This window comes from uncultured Caulobacter sp. (genome assembly GCF_937900395.1).
Lineage (GTDB): Bacteria > Pseudomonadota > Alphaproteobacteria > Caulobacterales > Caulobacteraceae > Caulobacter.
Genome location: NZ_CALCDX010000215.1, coordinates 40,802 through 59,756 on the forward strand (window position 1 = coordinate 40,802; position 18,955 = coordinate 59,756).

Annotated in this window: 14 protein-coding genes; 7 read left to right on the plus strand and 7 right to left on the minus strand. The window is 66.0% G+C overall.

Going from position 1 to position 18,955, the window contains the following annotated elements:
* Positions 1-19: 19 nt before the first annotated feature.
* The 3 genes from Q0379_RS18760 (at position 20) to Q0379_RS18770 (ending at position 7,295) form a co-directional block, all read left to right on the plus strand.
* A complete protein-coding gene (locus Q0379_RS18760) occupies positions 20-4,279 on the plus strand; it encodes a hypothetical protein (RefSeq protein WP_299015146.1) in 4,260 nt (1,419 codons plus the stop codon).
* Between the two features lie 107 nt (positions 4,280-4,386).
* On the plus strand, positions 4,387-5,925 hold the full coding sequence (locus Q0379_RS18765; RefSeq protein WP_299015149.1) for a class I SAM-dependent methyltransferase: 1,539 nt from the start codon (positions 4,387-4,389) through the stop codon (positions 5,923-5,925).
* Positions 5,926-6,170: 245 nt separating this feature from the next.
* Positions 6,171-7,295 (plus strand): helix-turn-helix transcriptional regulator, encoded by a 1,125-nt coding sequence (locus tag Q0379_RS18770; RefSeq protein WP_299015152.1) that lies wholly within the window; start codon positions 6,171-6,173, stop codon positions 7,293-7,295.
* 9 nt (positions 7,296-7,304) lie between these two features.
* Here Q0379_RS18770 and Q0379_RS18775 read toward each other — a convergent pair.
* From Q0379_RS18775 to Q0379_RS18800, 6 genes are all read right to left on the minus strand, one after another.
* Positions 7,305-8,062 (minus strand): IS5 family transposase gene (locus Q0379_RS18775; RefSeq protein ID WP_299015155.1). Its coding sequence is split into 2 segments (ribosomal slippage): positions 7,305-7,741 and positions 7,741-8,062, totalling 759 coding nucleotides; the frame shifts between segments, so codons are not numbered across the junction.
* Positions 8,063-8,121: 59 nt separating this feature from the next.
* Complete coding sequence (locus Q0379_RS18780) at positions 8,122-9,315, minus strand: site-specific integrase (protein ID WP_299015160.1); 1,194 nt, start codon at positions 9,313-9,315, stop codon at positions 8,122-8,124.
* Positions 9,316-9,720: 405 nt separating this feature from the next.
* Positions 9,721-10,989: a TolC family outer membrane protein gene (locus tag Q0379_RS18785; RefSeq protein ID WP_299015163.1), complete on the minus strand. Its 1,269-nt coding sequence runs from the start codon at positions 10,987-10,989 to the stop codon at positions 9,721-9,723.
* Complete coding sequence (locus Q0379_RS18790; RefSeq protein ID WP_299015166.1) at positions 10,989-11,192, minus strand: DUF2892 domain-containing protein; 204 nt, start codon at positions 11,190-11,192, stop codon at positions 10,989-10,991. Before Q0379_RS18790 ends, Q0379_RS18785 begins: the two co-directional genes overlap by 1 nt.
* A gap of 19 nt (positions 11,193-11,211) precedes the next feature.
* Positions 11,212-11,655, minus strand: coding sequence for a thioredoxin domain-containing protein (locus Q0379_RS18795; protein WP_299015169.1), 444 nt, complete (start codon positions 11,653-11,655; stop codon positions 11,212-11,214).
* A 2-nt stretch (positions 11,656-11,657) separates the two neighbouring features.
* Complete coding sequence (locus Q0379_RS18800; RefSeq protein WP_299015172.1) at positions 11,658-12,941, minus strand: FAD/NAD(P)-binding oxidoreductase; 1,284 nt, start codon at positions 12,939-12,941, stop codon at positions 11,658-11,660.
* Positions 12,942-13,102: 161 nt separating this feature from the next.
* Between Q0379_RS18800 and Q0379_RS18805 the strand changes: the two genes are divergently transcribed.
* The 4 genes from Q0379_RS18805 to Q0379_RS18820 are packed head-to-tail and all read left to right on the plus strand — an operon-like array spanning position 13,103 to position 18,097.
* Positions 13,103-13,462 (plus strand): rhodanese-like domain-containing protein, encoded by a 360-nt coding sequence (locus tag Q0379_RS18805; protein WP_299015175.1) that lies wholly within the window; start codon positions 13,103-13,105, stop codon positions 13,460-13,462.
* Between the two features lie 27 nt (positions 13,463-13,489).
* Entirely contained in the window at positions 13,490-14,524 is a 1,035-nt protein-coding gene (locus Q0379_RS18810; RefSeq protein WP_299015178.1) for an efflux RND transporter periplasmic adaptor subunit, read from the plus strand.
* Positions 14,521-17,733: an efflux RND transporter permease subunit gene (locus tag Q0379_RS18815; RefSeq protein ID WP_299015181.1), complete on the plus strand. Its 3,213-nt coding sequence runs from the start codon at positions 14,521-14,523 to the stop codon at positions 17,731-17,733. The genes Q0379_RS18810 and Q0379_RS18815 overlap by 4 nt, the downstream gene beginning before the upstream one ends.
* Positions 17,734-17,764: 31 nt before the next feature.
* Positions 17,765-18,097, plus strand: a complete 333-nt coding sequence (locus Q0379_RS18820; RefSeq protein WP_299015184.1) for a metalloregulator ArsR/SmtB family transcription factor — start codon at positions 17,765-17,767, stop codon at positions 18,095-18,097.
* A 3-nt stretch (positions 18,098-18,100) separates the two neighbouring features.
* Here Q0379_RS18820 and Q0379_RS18825 read toward each other — a convergent pair whose 3' ends face one another.
* The gene (locus tag Q0379_RS18825; protein WP_299015187.1) at positions 18,101-18,877 is read right to left on the minus strand and encodes a sulfite exporter TauE/SafE family protein; all 777 of its coding nucleotides are present in this window, start codon (positions 18,875-18,877) and stop codon (positions 18,101-18,103) included.
* Between the last annotated feature and the right edge of the window lie 78 nt (positions 18,878-18,955).

The window sequence follows — 18,955 nt, forward strand, 5'->3', positions numbered from 1 at the left end:
TTTGGGAGATAGAATTTCTATGGCTTACACGACGGATCAGCTGAAGACGGCGTACACCAACGCCAATCTCGGCAAGGGGCCGGACGCAGCCACGCTGCTCACGCTCGACGCTTTCGCGACCCAATCACAGACGGGTGGGATTTCGGACGCCGTTGCGCTGTCCAAGACCTACGCGCTTGTTAACGGCACGACCGCGGTCGCCATCTCGACCTATCAGTTCTTCACCGGCAAGGCCCCGTCGGCCGCCGGTCTGGACTTCCTGGTCGACTCCACGACCAACACCTCGGACCTGAACGACGCGGCCTACGCCAAGTTCAACCAGGAAAACCGCTTCGTTAACTTCGCGATCAACCTGGCGACCGGCTCCGGTCAAGGCGCGGCTGCGTTCTCGGCTGCCTACAAGGACGTGTCGATCACTCAGGCCGTCGCCTCGGCCTACGACAAGATCATCGGCAACAGCGCTGCTGCTGCTGCTGGCGTTGATGTCGCCGCCGCCGTCGCGTACCTGAGCCGCGCTGAAAACGTCAACTACCTGTCGACCTTCATCAAGGCCAACACCGGCCTGACCAGCGCCACCGATGTCGACCTCGCCGTGAAAGCCGCCATCATCGGTCAGATCCTGTCGATCGCGACCACCACGGGCTTGGGCGGCTATGCCGCTTCGACCGCGAAGATGATCGCGGACCTGGGTGATGACGGCGTTCTGACGGTCGACTCGGCCGCCGGCAACGACATCTTCGCCAACTATCCTTCGGCGGGCAGCTCGGTCGTCACGCTGACCAACGGCACCGACATCAAGTCGGGTAACCTGTTCGAGTCCAACCTGGTTTACACACCCGATGGCGGCGACCGTATCAACGCCCTGCAGAACGAAGACGTTCTGACCGGCCAAGGCGTGAACCCGACGCTCAACGTTGTTCTGGGCAACTCGAACGACAACGGCGCCAACAACGTCACGCCCGTCCTGAACAACATTCAGACGGTCAAGGCCCAGTTCACCGGCAACACCAACACGCTGGACCTGCGCTCGGCCAACAACATCCAGACCCTGGAAGTTTCGCGCATCACGGCCAACGCCGGCAGCGCCACCTTCCAGAACATCAGCCAGCCGGCCGCCAACCTGTCGGTGGCCAACACCACCAGCGTCCTGCAGAACGTGACCTTCAACTATGTCACGGGCGTTCTGGACGGTTCGCGCGCCACGGCTGACGCCGACGCTGGCAAGCTGAACCTGACCAACGCGACGTTGAACACTCTGACGATCGGCAACACCGGGAACACCGAGGGCTTTGAGGCCCTGGCGCTGACGTCGACGGGCGTGAACAACGTCAAGACGCTGCAGGCCACCGACCTGGAAACCCTGACCGTTTCGGGCACCGGCTCGCTGGCGATCGTCAACACGACCGAGACCAACGAAGCGACTACGGTCGCGACGGGCGGCCTGGCCATCGGCGACGGCATCGGCATTCGTGCGGTCGATCTGTCGGCTTTCAAGGGCACGACCAGCATCGACATCACCAGCGCCATTGGCCTGCGCAATGACCCGCTAAACTCGGGCGCGTCGTTCTATGGCAACGTCAAGGGTGGCGAAGGCGCCGACACCTTCTGGGTGCGCAGCTCCATCGCGGGCGAAACCACCAAGGCTGATGTGATCAACGGCGGCGACGGCGTCGACACCATCCGCTTCTACGGTGGTTCGATTTCGGAAAAGGCGAAGATCAGCAACGTCGAAGCCCTGGAAATCCGCAACAATGGCGGCGCCAACCAAGTGGCTGACCTGGACGCCTTCGACGCCGCTCTGACCAGCGTTCTGCTGCGTGACGAGTCGGCTGGTGCCTCGACCTTCAAGCTCGACAGCATCAGCAAGACCCTTGCCGAAAGCGGCAAGATCGTCCTGCAGCACGGCATCACCGGCACCAGCGGCCAGACCGTGACGCTGAACCTGAAGGACGGTTCGGGCGCTTCGGACACCGTCGCCATCTCGGTGACCAACGGTCTGAACACCGACACCACCTTCAACTACACGCTGGAAATCGACGGCGACAACAAGGCTGACGGCACCCAAACGGGCATCGCGGTCGAGAACGTCACCATCGCTGACAACGACACCGAGACCAACATCGTCACCTTGACGAAGGCTGCTGAGCACACCGGCACGATCAAGCTCACGGGCGGCACCGCCGACCTGGACTTCACCGTGAACTCGACGCTGGTCGCCAAGACGATCGACGCCGAAGCTCAGCTGAGCAATCTGCGCCTGACCGTCGGCGCTGCCGACCAAGCGATCAAGCTGGGCGCTGGCAACGACATCCTGACCTTCAACGGGCTGGACACCCTGACGGGCGCTGACGTTCTGACCGACGCTGGTGGCGTTGACACGGTGCGCGCCGCCTTCAGCAAGGACGTGACCGGCACGCCCTCGCTGGCGGGCATCGAGAAGTTCCACATCGTCGCCACCGAGAACACCACCATCGACCTGTCGAAGGCTGGCACGATCACGGAACTGGCGATCCTGTCGGACAAGGCTGTCGATGGCAGCGGGGACCTGTCGCCCCTGACCGCCGAGCCCTTCGGCATCGTGGCTGGCGTCGACAAGACCGACATCATCACGCTGAAGAACACGGCCCTCTCGACCCTGAACTTCTTCGGTGACAACGATACCGACGACGTCACCCCGGCCAACCAAAGCCTGGTTCAAACGTTCAACGGCGTCACGCTGGAGAATAACTCGGTCGAGACCCTGGCGGTCAACATCAACTCGAGCCTGGACCCCGACCTGGGCGCCACCTCCTATGCCCTGGGCAAGCTGACCGCCCATGGCGTGAAGACCGCCACGATCGCGGTTGGCAACGAAGTGACGGGCGGGGCTGCGACCACGGTCGACAACGTGTTCGCCAAGAACCTGGAGTCGCTGAAGGTCACCGCAACCGGCACCGTCAACCTCGGCACCATCGTCGGCAGCGCGACCAACAACAGCCTGAAGGTGCTTGACGCCTCGAACGTTGTGGGTGGTTTCACCGCCAACACGATCGCCCTGGGCGACAACGCCGTCGTCAACCTGTCGACGACCGGCGCCAACACGTTCAGCGGCCTGGGTTCGTCGGGCAAGGGTGTCACCATCAACGGCGGCGCCAAGATCGACACTATCACCGGCACGGCTCAGAGCGACACGATCAACACGGGCGCTGGTAACGACGTCGTCGCCGCCGACCGTGGCGACAACGTTCTGTCGCTGGGCGCTGGCGATGACACCGCCTCGGCCAAGGACGGCAACGACACCTACTCGGTCGGCACCGGCTGGGACAAGGTTTCGGACAACGTCGGCACCGGCCTGGACGGCTCGAAGGCGACCAACGCGGTCACCACGAGCGGTGGCCTGGTCCAAGTGCAGATCGACGTGGTTGGCGACGGCCTCGGTGGTGGCGACATCGACCAGTACCTGGCCGTCGGCGAAGGTGCGGACCTCAGCCTCAGCTGGACCGGCAACGTCCTGAACTCGGGCAGCGCGACCCTCAACGGTTCGCTGGCTCAAGTGGTCTCGGCCGGCACGACGATCGCTGGCTCGGCTAACTCCGACTTCGTCGTGGCCACCAGCGCTGCGGCCACCTTCACGTTCAACGGCGGCAACGGCGCTGACGTGTTCCTGGGTCAGACCGCTGGCACCGCCTACACCTTCAACGGTGGCGCGGGTAACGACGGCTTTGTCGGCAACACCGGCGTCGACGACGTGACCGGCGGCGACGGCGCCGACAAGATCGTGCTCAGCCAGAACGGCTCGGTCGATGCGGCCGCCGACATCGTCCACATCGCGGACGGCGAATCGACCGCTGCGGCCTACGACCAAGTCGTCGGTTTCGGCGCCATCGCCGGCGCTAACGCCGACACGCTGGACCTAGCTTCGACGGTGATCGCTGCTAACACCGCCGGCACCAATGGTGTGAACTTCGGCACCGGCGCCACGACCGTGGCCTCGCACGCCATCGTCAACGGCGTCGTGACCTTCGACAACGTCGACGTCTACGCCGGCGCCGAGACGGTGGGTACGGGCGCTGGCCAGCTGTCGCTGGGCAATGTCCTGTCCTACCTGTCGACCGCGCTGAACGGCACCGGCGCGACGGTCGCCTTCGCCTGGGACCGCACCGGTGACGGCGTGACCGCTGACGACAGCACCTTCATCTTCCAAGATGGCGCTGTTGACACGGTCGTCCAATTGGTCGGCCTGACGGGTGTGGTCGCTCTCGGCACGGCCGCCGGCGCCAACACCATCCTCATCGCCTAGGTTGACGATGAGTTGAGGACTAGGAAGGGCCCGCCGCATGGCGGGCCCTTTTTAGGGAAGATGTTCCAATAGGCGTAACGGCAGGCCTTAGACCGGGGGGGGGGCACGTGTCAGTTGAGTGGAGTGAGGGTTACGTCACCGACGTAAATTACACCTTCGGATACTACGGGGAGCTCAATCCGAGCCGGTCGGTTCTTCCGCTGATTGCAAACGGATACCAACCGCCGACCTTCCGCGCCGGATGTGAGCTTGGCTTTGGTCAAGGGCTCTCGCTGGCGCTCCACGCCGCGCTGCAGCCGAATATCGATTGGTGTGGCACAGACTTCAATCCTGCCCACGCCAGTTTCGCCCAGTCGCTGGTGGACACCGCGGAAGGCAAGGCTCGGCTCTACGATGAAGCTTTCGCCGAGTTCTGCGAACGCCGCGATCTCCCTGATTTTGACTTCATCGGCCTGCACGGCGTCTGGACCTGGATTTCCAATGAAAACCGCAAGGTCTTGGTCGATTTCATCCGCCGCAAGCTCAAGCCCGGCGGCGTGCTTTATATCAGCTACAATACGAATCCTGGCTGGGCGGCGAGCGCGCCCCTGCGCCACCTGTTGAAGCGACACGCCGACATCATGGGCGTCCCCGGTGAGGGCGCAGCGGCTCGTATCGACGGGGCGATCGACTTCGTCGAGCGGCTCCTGGACGCCAAGCCGGGCTATCTGCAGGCCAACCCCAGCGTCGCCGAGCGCTTCAAGCGGCTCAAGACACAAGATCGCAGCTATATCGCGCATGAGTACATGAACCGCGACTGGCAGCCGATGAGCTTTGGCGAGGTTGAGGAGTGGCTCTCAGACGCCAAGCTCAGCTTTGTGTGCTCGGCCCATACCCTTGATCACACGACGGGCATCAACCTGACGCCTGATCAGTCGGCTCTCATCCAGACTGTTTCCGATGCGTCTTTGCGCGAAACCGTTCGCGACTACTGCACCAACCAGCAGTTCAGGCGCGACTATTGGATCAAGGGGCCGCGCAAGCTGTCAGCCTCGGCTCAGGTCGAGGCGTTTAGAGCGTTGCGTGTCGTGCTTGTCACGCCGCGCGCGGACTGGCCGACGACCGCGCCGGGCGTGCTGGGGCCAGCCGACCTCAATCCTACCGTCTACGGTCCAATCCTCGAATTCCTCGCCGATCACGAGCCTCACGCCATTGCGGAGGTGGTCGATGGGCTGGCCGAAGGCCTCAACCTGGCCCAGGTCAGCCAGGCCCTGTCGATCCTCCAAGGTCTTGGCGTGGTCCAACCCGCCGCGGAGCCAGAGGTCTGCAAGCAATCTGCAGCCGCATCGAGGGCTCTGAACAAGACGCTCGCCGCGCGGGCCCTGTCTGAGACGGCGGCGAGCCACCTGACGTCGCCGATCACGGGCGCGGCGATCAACGCGACCCGCGTGCAACAACTCTTCTGGCTTGCTCACAAGGCGGGTGAAGAGGGCTCCGAGGCCTTGGCCAAGTCCGCATGGCTGGCTCTTCGCAGCATCAACCAGGTTCTCGTCAAGGACGGCATCGCCCTGCAGACGGAAGACGAGAACCTCGACCAGTTGCGGGATCAGGCGCGCGCCTGGACGGAGAACCTTCTTCCCGTCTGGACCAAGCTCGCCGTCGTCTAGGGATCGTAGTGGGGCGGCGTCGATCGTCGCCCTACGCCCTCATAGAGAGTGGTCAAGATGATAAACTCGCTCTTGGGGATTTTATGTGTGCGGACGCAAGTACTGTTTAAAAATTCGGGTTGCGCTTTGGTCCGTCAAGCAGAAAATGGGTTTAACATTTTTTATAATTTGGACCTTTGATTCTCCGCGCAACCTCCAATATGTGAGCCCAGGTTAACGGTACTGAGCAAAAATAGAGTCTTCTCGTGAGCGACGGGTTATATCTCCCCTCTCTAGTCTCGTTGTTCTCTGCGGCGGGCTTGGACAAAGTTCAGTGGTTGGAAGCACTTGAGCAACTCGCATTCGTGACAGGCTCCAGCCGGGCACAGCTCATCGGCGTAGGAGCGCCACACGGCGTAACCTTCAACTGGGTCACGGGCATATCCCAAGAAATCTTGGAAGAGTTCGAGGCGCTAGACGGCGGTAACCCGCTGGTCAATCCCAGGGTTGCGGCGGGTTTGAAGGCGCCGGAGCTCGCAGTCGTGAGCGAGGTCGACTACGACCGTGAGGCGCTGACCATCGACAACAGGGCCTATGCCGACTTTGTCGAGAGGGCGGACTATCCGTTCGGATGTCAAACCAACTTGATCGCCAAGTCGGACCTTCTTGTTGGGTTGTCGATCCTTCGCTCCCGCCAGGAGGGACGCACGACGGCAGTTGAGCGGCAGGTGCTGTCGGCTGTCGCGCCTTATGCTCGAGCGGCCGCAGTGAGCCAGCTGGCGCTTGAGGGGGAGGCCGAATTGGTTGTCCAGAACGCCCTCGATAAGGTGCGCGCGGCGATCTTCCTGTGCGATCGCATCGGCAAGGTCAGGGGTATGTCGCCGGCCGCCGAGGCGCTTGTGGGCGCTGGCGGGCCCCTGAGGTTAAACGAGGGGCGTCTTGGCGCGGCAGAGCAGGGTGACGCCGTCCTGCAACGTAGTCTAGCTCAGGTTGCATCGCAGCCCCACGTGATGCTTGTCCTCCCCGCCGATCGGGATGGGCAGGAGCCGCTGGGCTTGGATATTTTCCGTATGCCGGGATGGGGGTGGTCGTTGGGCTTTTCCGTTCACAGCCTAATCGTCGTGCGAAGCGCCTCGCATAATTCAGACGAGATAAGCCGGGTGCTCAGCGCACCTCAAGGCGCTGAGCCACTCACTCAACGAGAGAAGACGTGTCTTCAACTCATTTCGCATGGGATGCGCGTGGGGGCGATTGCTGAGCACCTTGATTTGGCCAGCGTGACTATTGAGCTCTATCTCAAGAATGCCCGCCGGAAGCTGAACGCCAAGACTTTGCCGGAAGCCGTCGCCAGGGCGATCCTTACGCGTCAGATAAAAGGAGATTACTTCTAGGCTCAGGACTCATAGCCAGAACAGCACCGTAGCGGCGAGAGCTATGGCGGACAGGAAGACGGTCGGGCAGCGATCGTGGCGAGTGGCGACCCGTCGCCAGTCCTTCAGCCTGCCGAACATGATTTCGATCCGGTCTCGCCGCTTGTAGCGACGCTTGTCGTAACGGATGGGTTCGGTGCGGGTTTTGCGGCCTGGGATGCACGGCGTGATGCCCTTGGCCTGCAAGGCGTCCCTGAACCAGTCCGCATCATAGCCCCGATCACCGAGCAGCCACTGCGCCCGTGGAAGGCTGTCCAGCAGGCCGGCGGCGCCGGTGTAGTCGCTGACCTGACCCGCTGTCATGAACAGGCTGATGGGCCTGCCGTTCGCATCGGTCACGGCGTGGAGCTTGGTGTTCATGCCGCCTTTCGTGCGTGCGATCAGCCACCCAAGGCCCCCCTTTTTGCCCGCAGGCTCGAAGCCGTGCGGTGCGCCTTGAGATAGGTCGCGTCGATCACGGCCGTGCGGCGTTCGGTCTGAGCCCCGGACAGGCCCTCTATCATCCGGATGAAGACGCCAGCCTCACTCCATCGCTTCCAGCGGTTGTAGAGGGTCTTGTGCGGCCCGTAGGCCGCCGGCGCGTCTCGCCAGCGGAGGCCGTTGCGGTTGACGAAGATGATCCCGCTCAACACCCGGCGGTCGTCAACGCGCGGCTTGCCGTGGCTCTTGGGGAAGAAAGGCTCCAGCCGAGCCATCTGCTCGTCCGTCAGCCAATACAGGTCGCTCATATCCAGATTCCTCAGGAGCCTGAATCAGATCGCACGCCTCACATCAATGGGTCCTGAGCCTAGGCGCGGAGCAAGGTGAACACTCTTTGCTTTGTCCCACCTGAACAATATCCGGCCCACGCTTCCATAAGCTTACGGCGCTTGTCGAACAAGTCGCCGCGGCGGTAGGCGGCCTCTGCCTTGTTGGCGATTGTATGGGCTAAGGCCATCTCGCAAGCCTCGTGCGAAAAGCCCGTCGTTTCCGAGGCCCAATCGCGGAACGTTGACCGGAAGCCGTGCACGGTTATGTCGCTTTTCATTCTTCGCAGCAGCATCGCCATGGCCATGGAGGACAGCGCCGACGCCGACGTCGCTCCTGGGAACACATGACCGACCGACCCAGTCTCCAGCCGCTCGGCGATGATTTTCATCGCCCGGCCTGAGAGGGGAACGCGATGTTCGCGGCCGGCCTTCATACGATCGGCTGGCACCGTCCAGATCTCCTTTTGGAGATCGATCTCATCCCAAGTCGCGCCCAGCACTTCGCCCGATCTCGCGCCGGTTAGAATTAGGAACTCCAGGGCACGGGCTGCAACCGCGCTGCGTGTGCGGAGATTGGCCATGAACTCGGGCATGAGGTCGTAGGGAAGTGCCGCATGGTGCCCGCGCTTCAATCGCTGTCGCTTGGGTAGAAGCTGGTTCAAATGGCCTCGCCACCGCGCCGGGTTCTCACCAGTGCGTAACCCTTTGGCCTTCGCCGCATCCAAGACGTTCTCGATCCGCCCCCGCAGGCGCTCGGCCGTCTCGGGCGTGCGTGTCCACAGCGGTTGTAGGACGTCCAGAACGTCCTGAGTGGTGATGTCGTTGACCGGGCGCTCGCGGATCGGCGCGGCGTACTTGGTGAGCGTCATCTTCCATTGTGCGGCGTGCTTGGCGTTGCGCCACGAAGGCTGCATGGCTTCGAGATAAGCGTCGGCGCAGGCGCCGAAGGTCTGCACCTTGTCATCTCTGGCGCGCTCGACCTTGGCGTCGGCGCCCGCCGCCAGCATCGCACGTAAAGTTGCCGCTTCAGCGCGCGCGTCTGCCAGGGAGAGGTCGCGGCGGCCTCCAAGCCCGAGTTCAACGCGCTTTCCGGCGCGCGTGTACATGAACACCCACCGCCGACGCCCGCTTTTATCGATCGACAAATAGAGGCCGCCGCCGTCGGAATGGCGGCCTGGCTTGTTGAGCTTCGCGGCTTGAATCGCGGTCAGTTTGTGAAGTGAACGTCCCATGCCAAGCCTCCAGCTCAGTTCGGTCCCGCTTTTAAACAGCCGCCCGGTCCCACTTCCGGAAACCTCGGCCAGTCGCACTAGCGAAGCTCGCCGAATTTCATTTTCGGCCCCACTTCGGGTCCCACTTTCGGTCCCATTTTGTACTCAGGATCGGTTGGGTAGGGGTTGAGCGGAATGACACAGGATTGAGAATTAATCTATGAAAATCAACGTCATAATGAGGCGTCGTGAGATGCATTGATGCGATATGGGATTACTGGTTTGGCGGACTCTCTCACCGCCACCGCCTTTTCTCTTCGATCGGTATTTCGAAGCTCCGTGGCGACGCGGGCGCCCGGCGGCCGTACGCCTCCCGGCCGCCCAAGCCTAGGTCCGCGCGATCGTGCGGAAGAGGGTTGACGCCCTCTATGGACGCGACGCGGGCTTCGCGCCGGTCAGGACCGCCAGCTGGCGAGCGCTGGCCGTCACCTCTCCCTCCGCGGCCAAGGCGTGAGCGACAGCGGCGAGCTGGTCGCGCTGGGCGTCGAGAAGGTCGAGTAGGGGGCGCTGCCCGACCCGCACCTCTTGACGCAGGCTATCGACGGCGCTGTTGGCCGCCTGCACCTGTTCCCGGGCCGCGGTCGCGGCGAGGCGGTTGGCCTGAAGATCGCTCCAGGCGCTGATGACGGCGGTCTTGACCGCGGCGCGAGCGGCGTCGCGCTCGGCCTCGGCGGCGCGGAGGCCCGCGGACGCCTCGGACTTGGCCGCCTGGACGCGTCCGCCGGCGAACAGGGTCCATCGCCCCTGCAGGCCGACCGTCACGGCGTCCGATCGGTAGCCGGGAAAGAACTGGTCCCGCACCTGCTCGGCGCGAGCGGCCAGGCTGACGCTGGGCAGGCCCTGAGCGGCGGCGGCCGACGCGGCCGCCCGGGCCGCGCGCACGCCGGCCTCGGCGGCCTTCAGGGTCGGGCTGACGGTCTCGGCGCGGGTCAGGGCTTCGTCCAGCGAAGGCAGGCTGTTGTCGTCGGCCGCCGGCTCGAGCGTCACCGGCTCGGCGCCGACGAGCGCGGCGTACTGGGCGCGGGCCACGGCGAGGGCGGCTTGCGCCTTCGCCACGCCCGCGCGCGCCTCGGCCTTGCGCGCGAGCGTCAGGTCCAGGTCGCTGCGGGGGATCTCGCCCGCGTTGAAGCGCAGCGTCGCCTGCCGGGCCCATTCCTCGAGCGCCTTCGCTTGCGACTGGCTCGCTTCGAAGAAGGCCTGGGCGGCGCGTACGCCGGCATAGGCGCGGGCGACGGCGACCTGCAGCTCATCGTCGGTCTGGACCAGGCGAGCCTGGGCGCCCGCCTGGCCGGCGCGCGCCTGGTCCACGCCCGCGGACAGCGCGCCGCCCGCGTAAAGCGGTTGCGAGAGCTCCAGGCGGACCGAACGCGGGTCGACGTTCGCCGCCGCGAAGTTAAAGAAACCGCCCAGATCGTTTCGACCGCTCATGTATTCGCCGGCGAGGCCAACCGATGGCAGTCGCGCGCCCTTGGCCGCGTCCAGACGGGCGTCGGCCGCGTCCGCCCGCGCCTTGGCGGCGCGGATCTGCGGATTGTAGGCGCGCGCCGCGGCGATGGCCTCTTCCAGCGTCGTCGCCTGGCCGATGGACGGCGAGGCCAGCAGGGCGGCGGCGGCGATCAGAGCGGCGCGACGCATCAGCGGAACGCCGTCCCCGGCTTGACGCCCAGCTTCTTGAAGATCATCGCCGCAGGACAGAAGCCGGTGAATGCGGCCTGGATCATGTTCAGGCCGGCGAAGGCCGACAGCCCAGCCCAGTACGGGTGAACGAAATGCGCGAGCGCCAGCCCGAGCAGAACGACAAGGCCGGCGAAGGCCAGCACGGCGCGATCGAGGGTCATGGGACTATTCCTTTCGCTATCAGACGGCGGCCTTGGCCGTGGCCAAGCCCACCCAATCGACGAGTTGATCGGCGCTCATCAGCCCCGCCTTGCGGGCGATCAGGCGACCGTCCTGGAAGAGCAGCAGCGCCGGTATGCCTTGGACGCCGTACTGTGCGCAGGGGCCGGGATTGTCGTCGGCGTTGAGCTTCAGCAGCCGCGCCCGAGCGCCAAGACGCGCGGCGGCCGCGGCGAACTGCGGGGCCATGGCCCGACAGGGGCCGCACCAGGGCGCCCAGACATCGACGAGCACCGGCGCGCCCTTCGTGCCGGAAAGGTGACGGGCTAGCCCCTGGGCGTCGACGTCCAGCGGCGCGCCGGAAAAGACCTCGGCCTTGCAAAGCCCGCAGCGGGCGGCGGCGGGGTCGCGATCCTCGGGAATGCGGTTGGACGCGCCGCAGGCGGGGCAAACGAACTGACGCATCGCTAGCCGCCCTTGATCTTGTTGACGCCCAGGATGTCGAGGGCCAGCTTCTCGTAGAACGGCTCGCTCTCGCCGCGCTTGACCTTGCCCAGGAAGTATTTCTCGAACCCGACCTTGGCCAGGTGGACCCACTTGCCGCTGGCCGACCAGTTGACGTTGCGCGGCGGGATCTGCGGCTGGGCGACGAAGGCCACGCCGCCGTCGCCGAAGTCGGCCAGGCAGATGGCGTTCCAGCTGGCCTCATGGGTCGCCGGCTGCCCGTCCAGGATATCTTTCAAGTTATGGGCGATGGCCGTGACCATGCTCTCGATCATGAAGCCGGTCTTGGGCACGCCCACCGGCACCGGCGTCTTGCCGGTCGGCGCGATGGCGACGCAGACGCCCAGGGCCATGATGTTCGGATAGGTCGGGTTGCGCTGGTGCTTGTCGATCAGGATGAAGCCGCGCGGATTGACCAGGCCCTCGACGCCGCGCACGGCCTCGACGCCGCGGAAGGCGGGCAGCATCATCGAGAAGCCGAACGGCAGGTCGTGACGCGCGCGCACCGAACCGTCCTCGGCGATCTCCTCGACATGCATCAGGCCTTCGTCGACCGAGGCGACCTTGGCGTTGGTCACCCACTTGATGTGACGCTGGCGCAGTTCGCTTTCGAGCAAGCCTTTGGTGTCGCCGACGCCGTCCAGGCCCAGATGGCCGATATAGGGCTCTGAGGTCACGAAGGTCATCGGCACCCTGTCGCGCACCTTGCGGCGGCGCAGCTCGGTGTCGAGGATCAGAGCGAACTCATAGGCGGGCCCGAAGCACGAGGCCCCCTGCACGGCGCCGACAACGATCGGGCCGGGGCTCTGGCAGAACTTGTCGAAGGCGTCGGCGGCGGTCTCGGCGTGAGCCACGTGACAGACCGACTGGGTATGGCCGCCGTTCGGTCCCAGCCCGGGAATCTCGTCGAAGGCCAGCTCGGGGCCCGTGGCGATGACAAGGTAGTCGTAGGGCAGGGCCTGACCGTCAGCCAGATGCAGCGTGTTGGTCGCGGGGTCGACCTTGCTGGCGCCGACGCCCGTGAAGGCGATGTCCTTCTTCTGGAAGACCGGCGGCAGCTTGACCTCGATCGCGTCGCGCGTGCGCCAGCGTACGGCGACCCAGGGGTTTGATGGCACGAAGTGGAACGTGTCGCCCTGGGAGACGACATGAACGTCGGCCTTCTTGCCGACGGCGAGCTTGATCTCGAACGCGGCGATAGCGCCGCCCAGACCGGCTCCCAGAACGACGATGCGAGGCTTTACCACCTGGCTTCTCCCTACTGGTTTGATCCCGATCAGCTCACCGGCCGGCCGGAGCGGCCATGATGTTCGTCAACCAGCCGCGCTTGACTTAATATTCCAATCTCCGCATATTAGCAATTACGAATTTTACGGGTGGCGACGCCGCCCCGGTGATGGAGACGGCCATGTTCGGATCTAAGGTGAAGGATCTCACCCCCGCGGAAGTGAAGGCGGCGCTGGACGCTGGCCAGATCCTGCTGATCGACGTGCGCGAGCCCGCCGAGTTCGCGGCCGAGCGGATCCATGGGGCCCTGAATTTCCCGCTGTCGACGTTCGACCCGTCGGCGCTGCCGCTGGCCGACGACCGGCGCATCGTCATGCAGTGCGGCTCGGGCAAGCGTTCGGCGACCGCCATCGATCGCTGCCGGGTCGCCGGCCACAAGTTGGACAGCCATCTGGGCGGCGGGATCATGGCGTGGAAGGCCGCGGGCCTCCCCACCGTCAGCCTGGACGCCGCGAGCGGCCAGATCAGTGATCGCGGCTAAAGAAAAAAGGCCCTTGGGGGGACGACGATGACCGCAAAGCCTCTTCTGATCGGCGCTTTTGGACTGGCCGCGCTGCTTGGCGCATGCGGCAAGGACGAAGCCTCGACCAAGCCCGCCGTGGTCATGACGCCCGCCGCCGATCGTCTGACGGTCCGCGCGTCGGTCGTCGATGATCTCAAACCGGTCCCCGCCACCCTGACCACGCGGGACATGGCCGAGGCTCGCGCCCGCATCCCGGGAACGATCTCGCGCCTGCTGGTGAAGGAAGGCGACATCGTGCGCCAGGGGCAGACGATCGCGATTGTCCACGACGAGCGGATCGGCCTGCAAACCGGCGCTTACGACGCCCAGGTCGCCGCCGCAGCCGCCCAGGCCGCCCAGGCCCAGGCCGATCTCGCCCGCACCCAGGACCTTTACGATCACGGAGTCTACGCCAAGGCCCGTCTGGATCAGGTGCAGGCGGCGGCCAAGGCCGCCAGCGCCGGGCTCGCCGCCGCGCGCGCCCAGGCGCGGGCCAGCGCCGAACTCGGCGTCCAGGGCGCGGTGCTGGCCCCCGCGGCCGGACGCGTGCTGACGGCCGACATCCCCGTCGGCTCGGTGGTTATGCCCGGACAGTCGATCGCCACGATCACCGCCGGGCCGCTGGTCGTGCGCATAACCCTTCCCGAAGGCGAGGCTTCGGCGCTGAAGGTTGGCGGTAAGGTCCGCTTCGCCGCCGAGGATCTGGGCGGCGCGGTCGCGTCCGGGCAGATCAGCCAAGTCTATCCCGCCGTGACGGGCGGCCAGATCGTCGCGGACGTCACCGCCGCCGATCTTCCCCAGGCGCTGATCGGGCGAAAGGTTCGGGCCTTCGTTTCGGTCGGCCAGCGCCAGGCGATCGTGATCCCGCGTCGCTACGTGGTCACCCGCTTTGGCGTCGACTATGTCCGCCTGGTCGGCAAGGACGGCGCGGTCGCCGACAGCCCCATCCAGACCTCGGCCGCCGCTGATCCCGGCATGGTCGAAGTCCTGTCCGGCCTTCGGATCGGAGATGTCCTGACGCCGGCGGAGGCGGGGCGATGAACCTCGGGCTCTCCGGCCGCCTGACGAAGGCGACGATCCGATCGCCGCTGACGCCCCTGATCCTGCTGGCCGCGATCGCTGTCGGCCTGCTGGCGCTGTTCTCGATCCCCCGCGAGGAGGAGCCCCAGATCAGCGTGCCCATGGTCGACATCATGGTCGCGGCCCCAGGCCTGTCCGCGCCCGACGCCGTCGAGCTGGTCGGCAAGCCGCTGGAAGCCATCGTCAAGAGCGTCAACGACGTCGAGCATGTTTACACCTTCGCCGACGACCATCAGGTGATGGTCACGGCCCGCTTCAAGGTCGGTGTCGATCCCGACGCGGCGGCCGTGCGCATCCACGAGAAGGTTCGCGCCAACTACGACCGGATTCCCGCTGGCGTCCCCGAGCCGCTGATCCAGACCCGCGGCATCAATGACGTGCCAAGCCTGGTCCTGACCCTGTCGCCCAAGCCGGGCTACGAAAGCCGCTGGACCGACGAAAGCCTGCGCGAGGTCGCCGGCAAGCTGAAGACCGAGGTCGCCAAGGTCGACGACGTGGGGCTGACCTTCATAGTCGGCGGCCGCCCTCGCGAGATCCGCGTCACGCCCGATCCCGCGCGCCTGGCTTTGCGCGGCGTGTCGATGGGCGCGCTGATGGACACCATCCGGCAGGCGACCCGCGCCTTCCCGGCCGGCGATGCGCGCAACGGCGGCGAGGCGGTGGCTGTCACCGCCGGGCGCGACCTGAAGAGCGCGGCGGAGATCGGTTTGCTGGCCCTGCCGTCGTCCAAGGGCGAGGCCGTCTATGTTCGCGACGTCGCCGACGTCGCCGAAGGGCCGCGCGAGGACCAGACCCAGGTCCGCCGCTACGCGCGTTTCGAGAACGGCTGGAGCGAGGCTCCGGCGGTCAGCCTGGCCATCGCCAAGCGCAAGGGCGCCAACGCCGTGGTCGTCTCCAAGGCCGTGCTCGATCGCGTCGAGGCGCTGAAGGGCTCGCTGCTGCCCGCGACGCTGAACGTCGACATCACCCGCGACTACGGCGCGACCGCCAACGAAAAGGCCAACGAGCTGCTGTTCCACCTGGGCCTGGCGACGGTCTCGATCGTCGTGCTGATCGGCCTGGCGATCGGCTGGCGAGAGGCGGGCGTCACGGCGGTGGTCATTCCGAGCACCATCCTGCTGACGCTCTTCGCCTCGAACCTGATGGGCTACACGATCAATCGCGTCAGCCTGTTCGCCCTGATCTTCTCGATCGGCATCCTGGTCGACGACGCCATCGTCATGATCGAGAACATCGCTCGCCACTGGGCGATGAACGACGGACGCGGCCGGATCGAGGCGGCGGTCGAGGCAGTGGCCGAGGTCGGCAATCCCACGGTCGTGGCTACGCTGACGGTCGTTTCCGCCCTGCTGCCGATGCTGTTCGTCTCGGGGCTGATGGGCCCGTACATGGCCCCGATCCCGGTCAACGCCTCTGCGGCCATGGTCTTCTCGTTCTTCGTGGCGGTGGTCATCGCGCCGTGGCTGATGGTCCGCTTCGCCCGCAAGGCGTTGGAAGGCGCGCCGAGCGGCCACGGCCATGATGACGAAGGCAAGCTGGGCGCGCTCTATCGCCGGGTCGCCGGCCGGGTGATCCGGGACCGGCGCTCGGCCTGGATGTTCCTGGGCGGGGTCGGTGTCGCCACCCTGCTGGCCTGCGCGATGTTCGCCACCAAGACGGTGACGGTGAAGCTGCTGCCCTTCGACAACAAGTCCGAGCTGCAGGTGGTCCTGGACATGCCGGAAGGCACGTCGCTGGAGATCACTCAGCGCACCCTGGCTCAGGCGGCCGCCATCGCCGGAACCCTGCCCGAGACAGTCGCGATCGACTCCTATGCGGGGACCGCCTCGCCATTTAACTTCAACGGCCTGGTTCGCCATTACTATCTGCGCGCCCGTCCCGAGCAGGGCGACCTCTCCGTCGCCCTGGCGCCGAAGGACGAGCGCAAGCGCTCGAGCCACGCCGTGGCCCTGGACCTGCGCGAGCGCCTGGCGCGCGTCGCTCTGCCGGCCGGCGCGGCCATCAAGGTGGTCGAGGCGCCGCCCGGACCGCCGGTCATGGCGACCCTGCTGGCCGAGATCTACGGCCCGGACGCCGCCACCCGCCGCGCGGTCGCCGAGCGCGTCAAGGCCACCTTCCACGCCGTGCCCTACATCGTCGACATCGACGACAGTTGGGGCTCTCCGCGTCCCACCCTGCGCCTGGTTCCCGACCGCTCGCGGCTCGAGGCGCTGGGCGTCGCCGACCGCGACGTGCTCGACTCCATCGGCGCGGCGTTCGGCGGGCAGGTCGTCGGCTACGCCCATCGCGGCGAAGGTCGCGATCCGCTGGAAATCTCGGTCCGCCTGCCGCAAAGCGCCCGCACCTGGGGCGAGACCCTGGGCTCGACGCCGGTGGCGCGGGCGGCCAACGGCCGCCTGGTCGAACTGTCGGAAGTCGTCGAGGCCAAGCGCGAGGCGGGCTCGACCCACGTGTTCCGTCGCGACGGTCGCGACGTCGACATGGTCATGGCCGAGCTGGCCGGCGCCTACGAGGCCCCGATCTACGGCATGATGGACGTCGACAAGCGCCTGCGCGACATGGACTGGGGCGCCACGCCCAAGCCCGACATCCGCATGCACGGCCAGCCCGCCGACGAGAGCCGTCCGACCGTGCTGTGGGACGGCGAATGGGAGATCACCTGGGTGACCTTCCGCGACATGGGCGCGGCGTTCGGCGTGGCGATCCTGGGCATCTACGTGCTGGTGGTCGCGCAGTTCAAAAGCTTCCGCCTGCCGCTGGTGATCCTGACACCCATCCCGCTGACCCTGGTCGGCATCGTGTTGGGCCACATCCTGTTCCGGGCGCCGTTCACCGCGACCTCGATGATCGGCTTCATCGCCCTGGCCGGGATCATCGTCCGCAACTCGATCCTGCTGGTGGATTTCATCCGCCACAGCGCCGAGGACGGAAAGCCGCTGCGCGAGGTGCTGCTGACGGCGGGCGCGATCCGCTTCAAGCCGATCCTGCTGACCGCCCTGGCGGCGATGATCGGCGCGGCGGTGATCCTGACCGACCCGATCTTCCAAGGCCTGGCCATCTCGCTTCTGTTTGGCCTGGCCTCGTCCACCGTCCTGACGGTCCTGGTCATTCCGGCGATCTATGTAGTGGTGCGCGATGCGGACGCCCCCGTGAAGGCCAAGACCGCTTGATCCTGAAACCCACGTTTCTACATTGGCTCCAATGACCGCTCCCGCCGTTTCCTGCCATTCGCCGTCCGACGTCGCCGACCTGCGCGCCTGCGCCAGCGACGCCGCGCGGCTGCTGAAGCTGCTGGCCAGCGAGCAACGGCTGCTTCTGCTGTGCCGCCTGGCGGACGGCGAGGCCTCGGTCGGGGAGCTGTCGGACCACGCGGGCCTGGCCCAATCGGCGACCTCGCAGCATCTGGCCAAGATGCGCGCCGAGGGCCTGGTTTCCACCCGGCGGGTGGCGCAGACGATCTACTACAGTCTCAGCGACCCCAACGCCGCGCGGGTGTTGGGTACGCTGTCGGACATCTACCGCACGGCCGGCTGACCACTACAGCGCCGCGACAGCGCGCCAAGCCACGTAGGCGGCGACCGCCAGCACCAGGGACGCGAAAAGCCGGCGCGCCAACAGCGCCCGGCCGGCCAGCATGGCCGCGCCCTTCACGCCGAACATCCCGCCGACCGCGCCGCCCAGGATGAACACGCCGGCGATCCTCCAGTCGACCCAGCCCGACAGCGCGTAGTTGAGCGAGGTGGCCGCGCCGAACAGGGCCACCGAGACCAGCGACGAGGCCGCGGCGTTGGCGAGGGTCATGCCGGTCGCCGCCATCAGTCCCGGCACGATCAGGAAGCCGCCTCCGATGCCGAAGAAGCCGGCGGCCGCGCCTGTCAGCACGCCCAGCGGCGCCAGTCGCCGGACCAGCGGCCAGGTGATGTGGACGTCGGGATCGCCCTCGGAGCGCGGTCTGCGCATCATCGAAAGCGCGATGGCGGCCATGGCGAAGGCGAAGAACAGCAGCAGCCGCTGCCCCTCGACCATCTTGGCGACGCTGGATCCCAGGAAGGAGCCCAACAGGCCCGCCGCCGCGAAGACGCTGGCGCATGGCCACTTCACGCGTCCGCCGCGCCAATGACCCATCAGGTTCGCCGCCGCGTTCACCGCCACGGCGGCCGCGGACGTGCCGATCGCGACATGCGGATCGCGGACGCCGACGACGTACAGCAGCAGGGGCGTGGCCAGCACCGAACCTCCGCCGCCGAACACCCCCAGAAGCGCCCCGACAAGGACGCCGCTCGCCAGCGCGGTCACGATCGTTTGCGGGTCCACAATCGCCTCACAGGTCGTTGATATATTCGAACATTCGAATATATATATGAAAACCGGTTTTCAACCAGGAATTCGATC

What these genes read in the sequence shown, in the direction of transcription:
- Q0379_RS18760 (WP_299015146.1), top strand. Translation starts at nt 20, where the DNA reads ATGGCTTACACGACGGATCAGCTGAAGACGGCGTACACCAACGCCAAT.
- Q0379_RS18780 (WP_299015160.1), bottom strand. Translation starts at nt 9,315, where the DNA reads ATGGGACGTTCACTTCACAAACTGACCGCGATTCAAGCCGCGAAGCTC.
- Q0379_RS18785 (WP_299015163.1), bottom strand. Translation starts at nt 10,989, where the DNA reads ATGCGTCGCGCCGCTCTGATCGCCGCCGCCGCCCTGCTGGCCTCGCCG.
- Q0379_RS18790 (WP_299015166.1), bottom strand. Translation starts at nt 11,192, where the DNA reads ATGACCCTCGATCGCGCCGTGCTGGCCTTCGCCGGCCTTGTCGTTCTG.
- Q0379_RS18795 (WP_299015169.1), bottom strand. Translation starts at nt 11,655, where the DNA reads ATGCGTCAGTTCGTTTGCCCCGCCTGCGGCGCGTCCAACCGCATTCCC.
- Q0379_RS18805 (WP_299015175.1), top strand. Translation starts at nt 13,103, where the DNA reads ATGTTCGGATCTAAGGTGAAGGATCTCACCCCCGCGGAAGTGAAGGCG.
- Q0379_RS18810 (WP_299015178.1), top strand. Translation starts at nt 13,490, where the DNA reads ATGACCGCAAAGCCTCTTCTGATCGGCGCTTTTGGACTGGCCGCGCTG.
- Q0379_RS18815 (WP_299015181.1), top strand. Translation starts at nt 14,521, where the DNA reads ATGAACCTCGGGCTCTCCGGCCGCCTGACGAAGGCGACGATCCGATCG.
- Q0379_RS18820 (WP_299015184.1), top strand. Translation starts at nt 17,765, where the DNA reads ATGACCGCTCCCGCCGTTTCCTGCCATTCGCCGTCCGACGTCGCCGAC.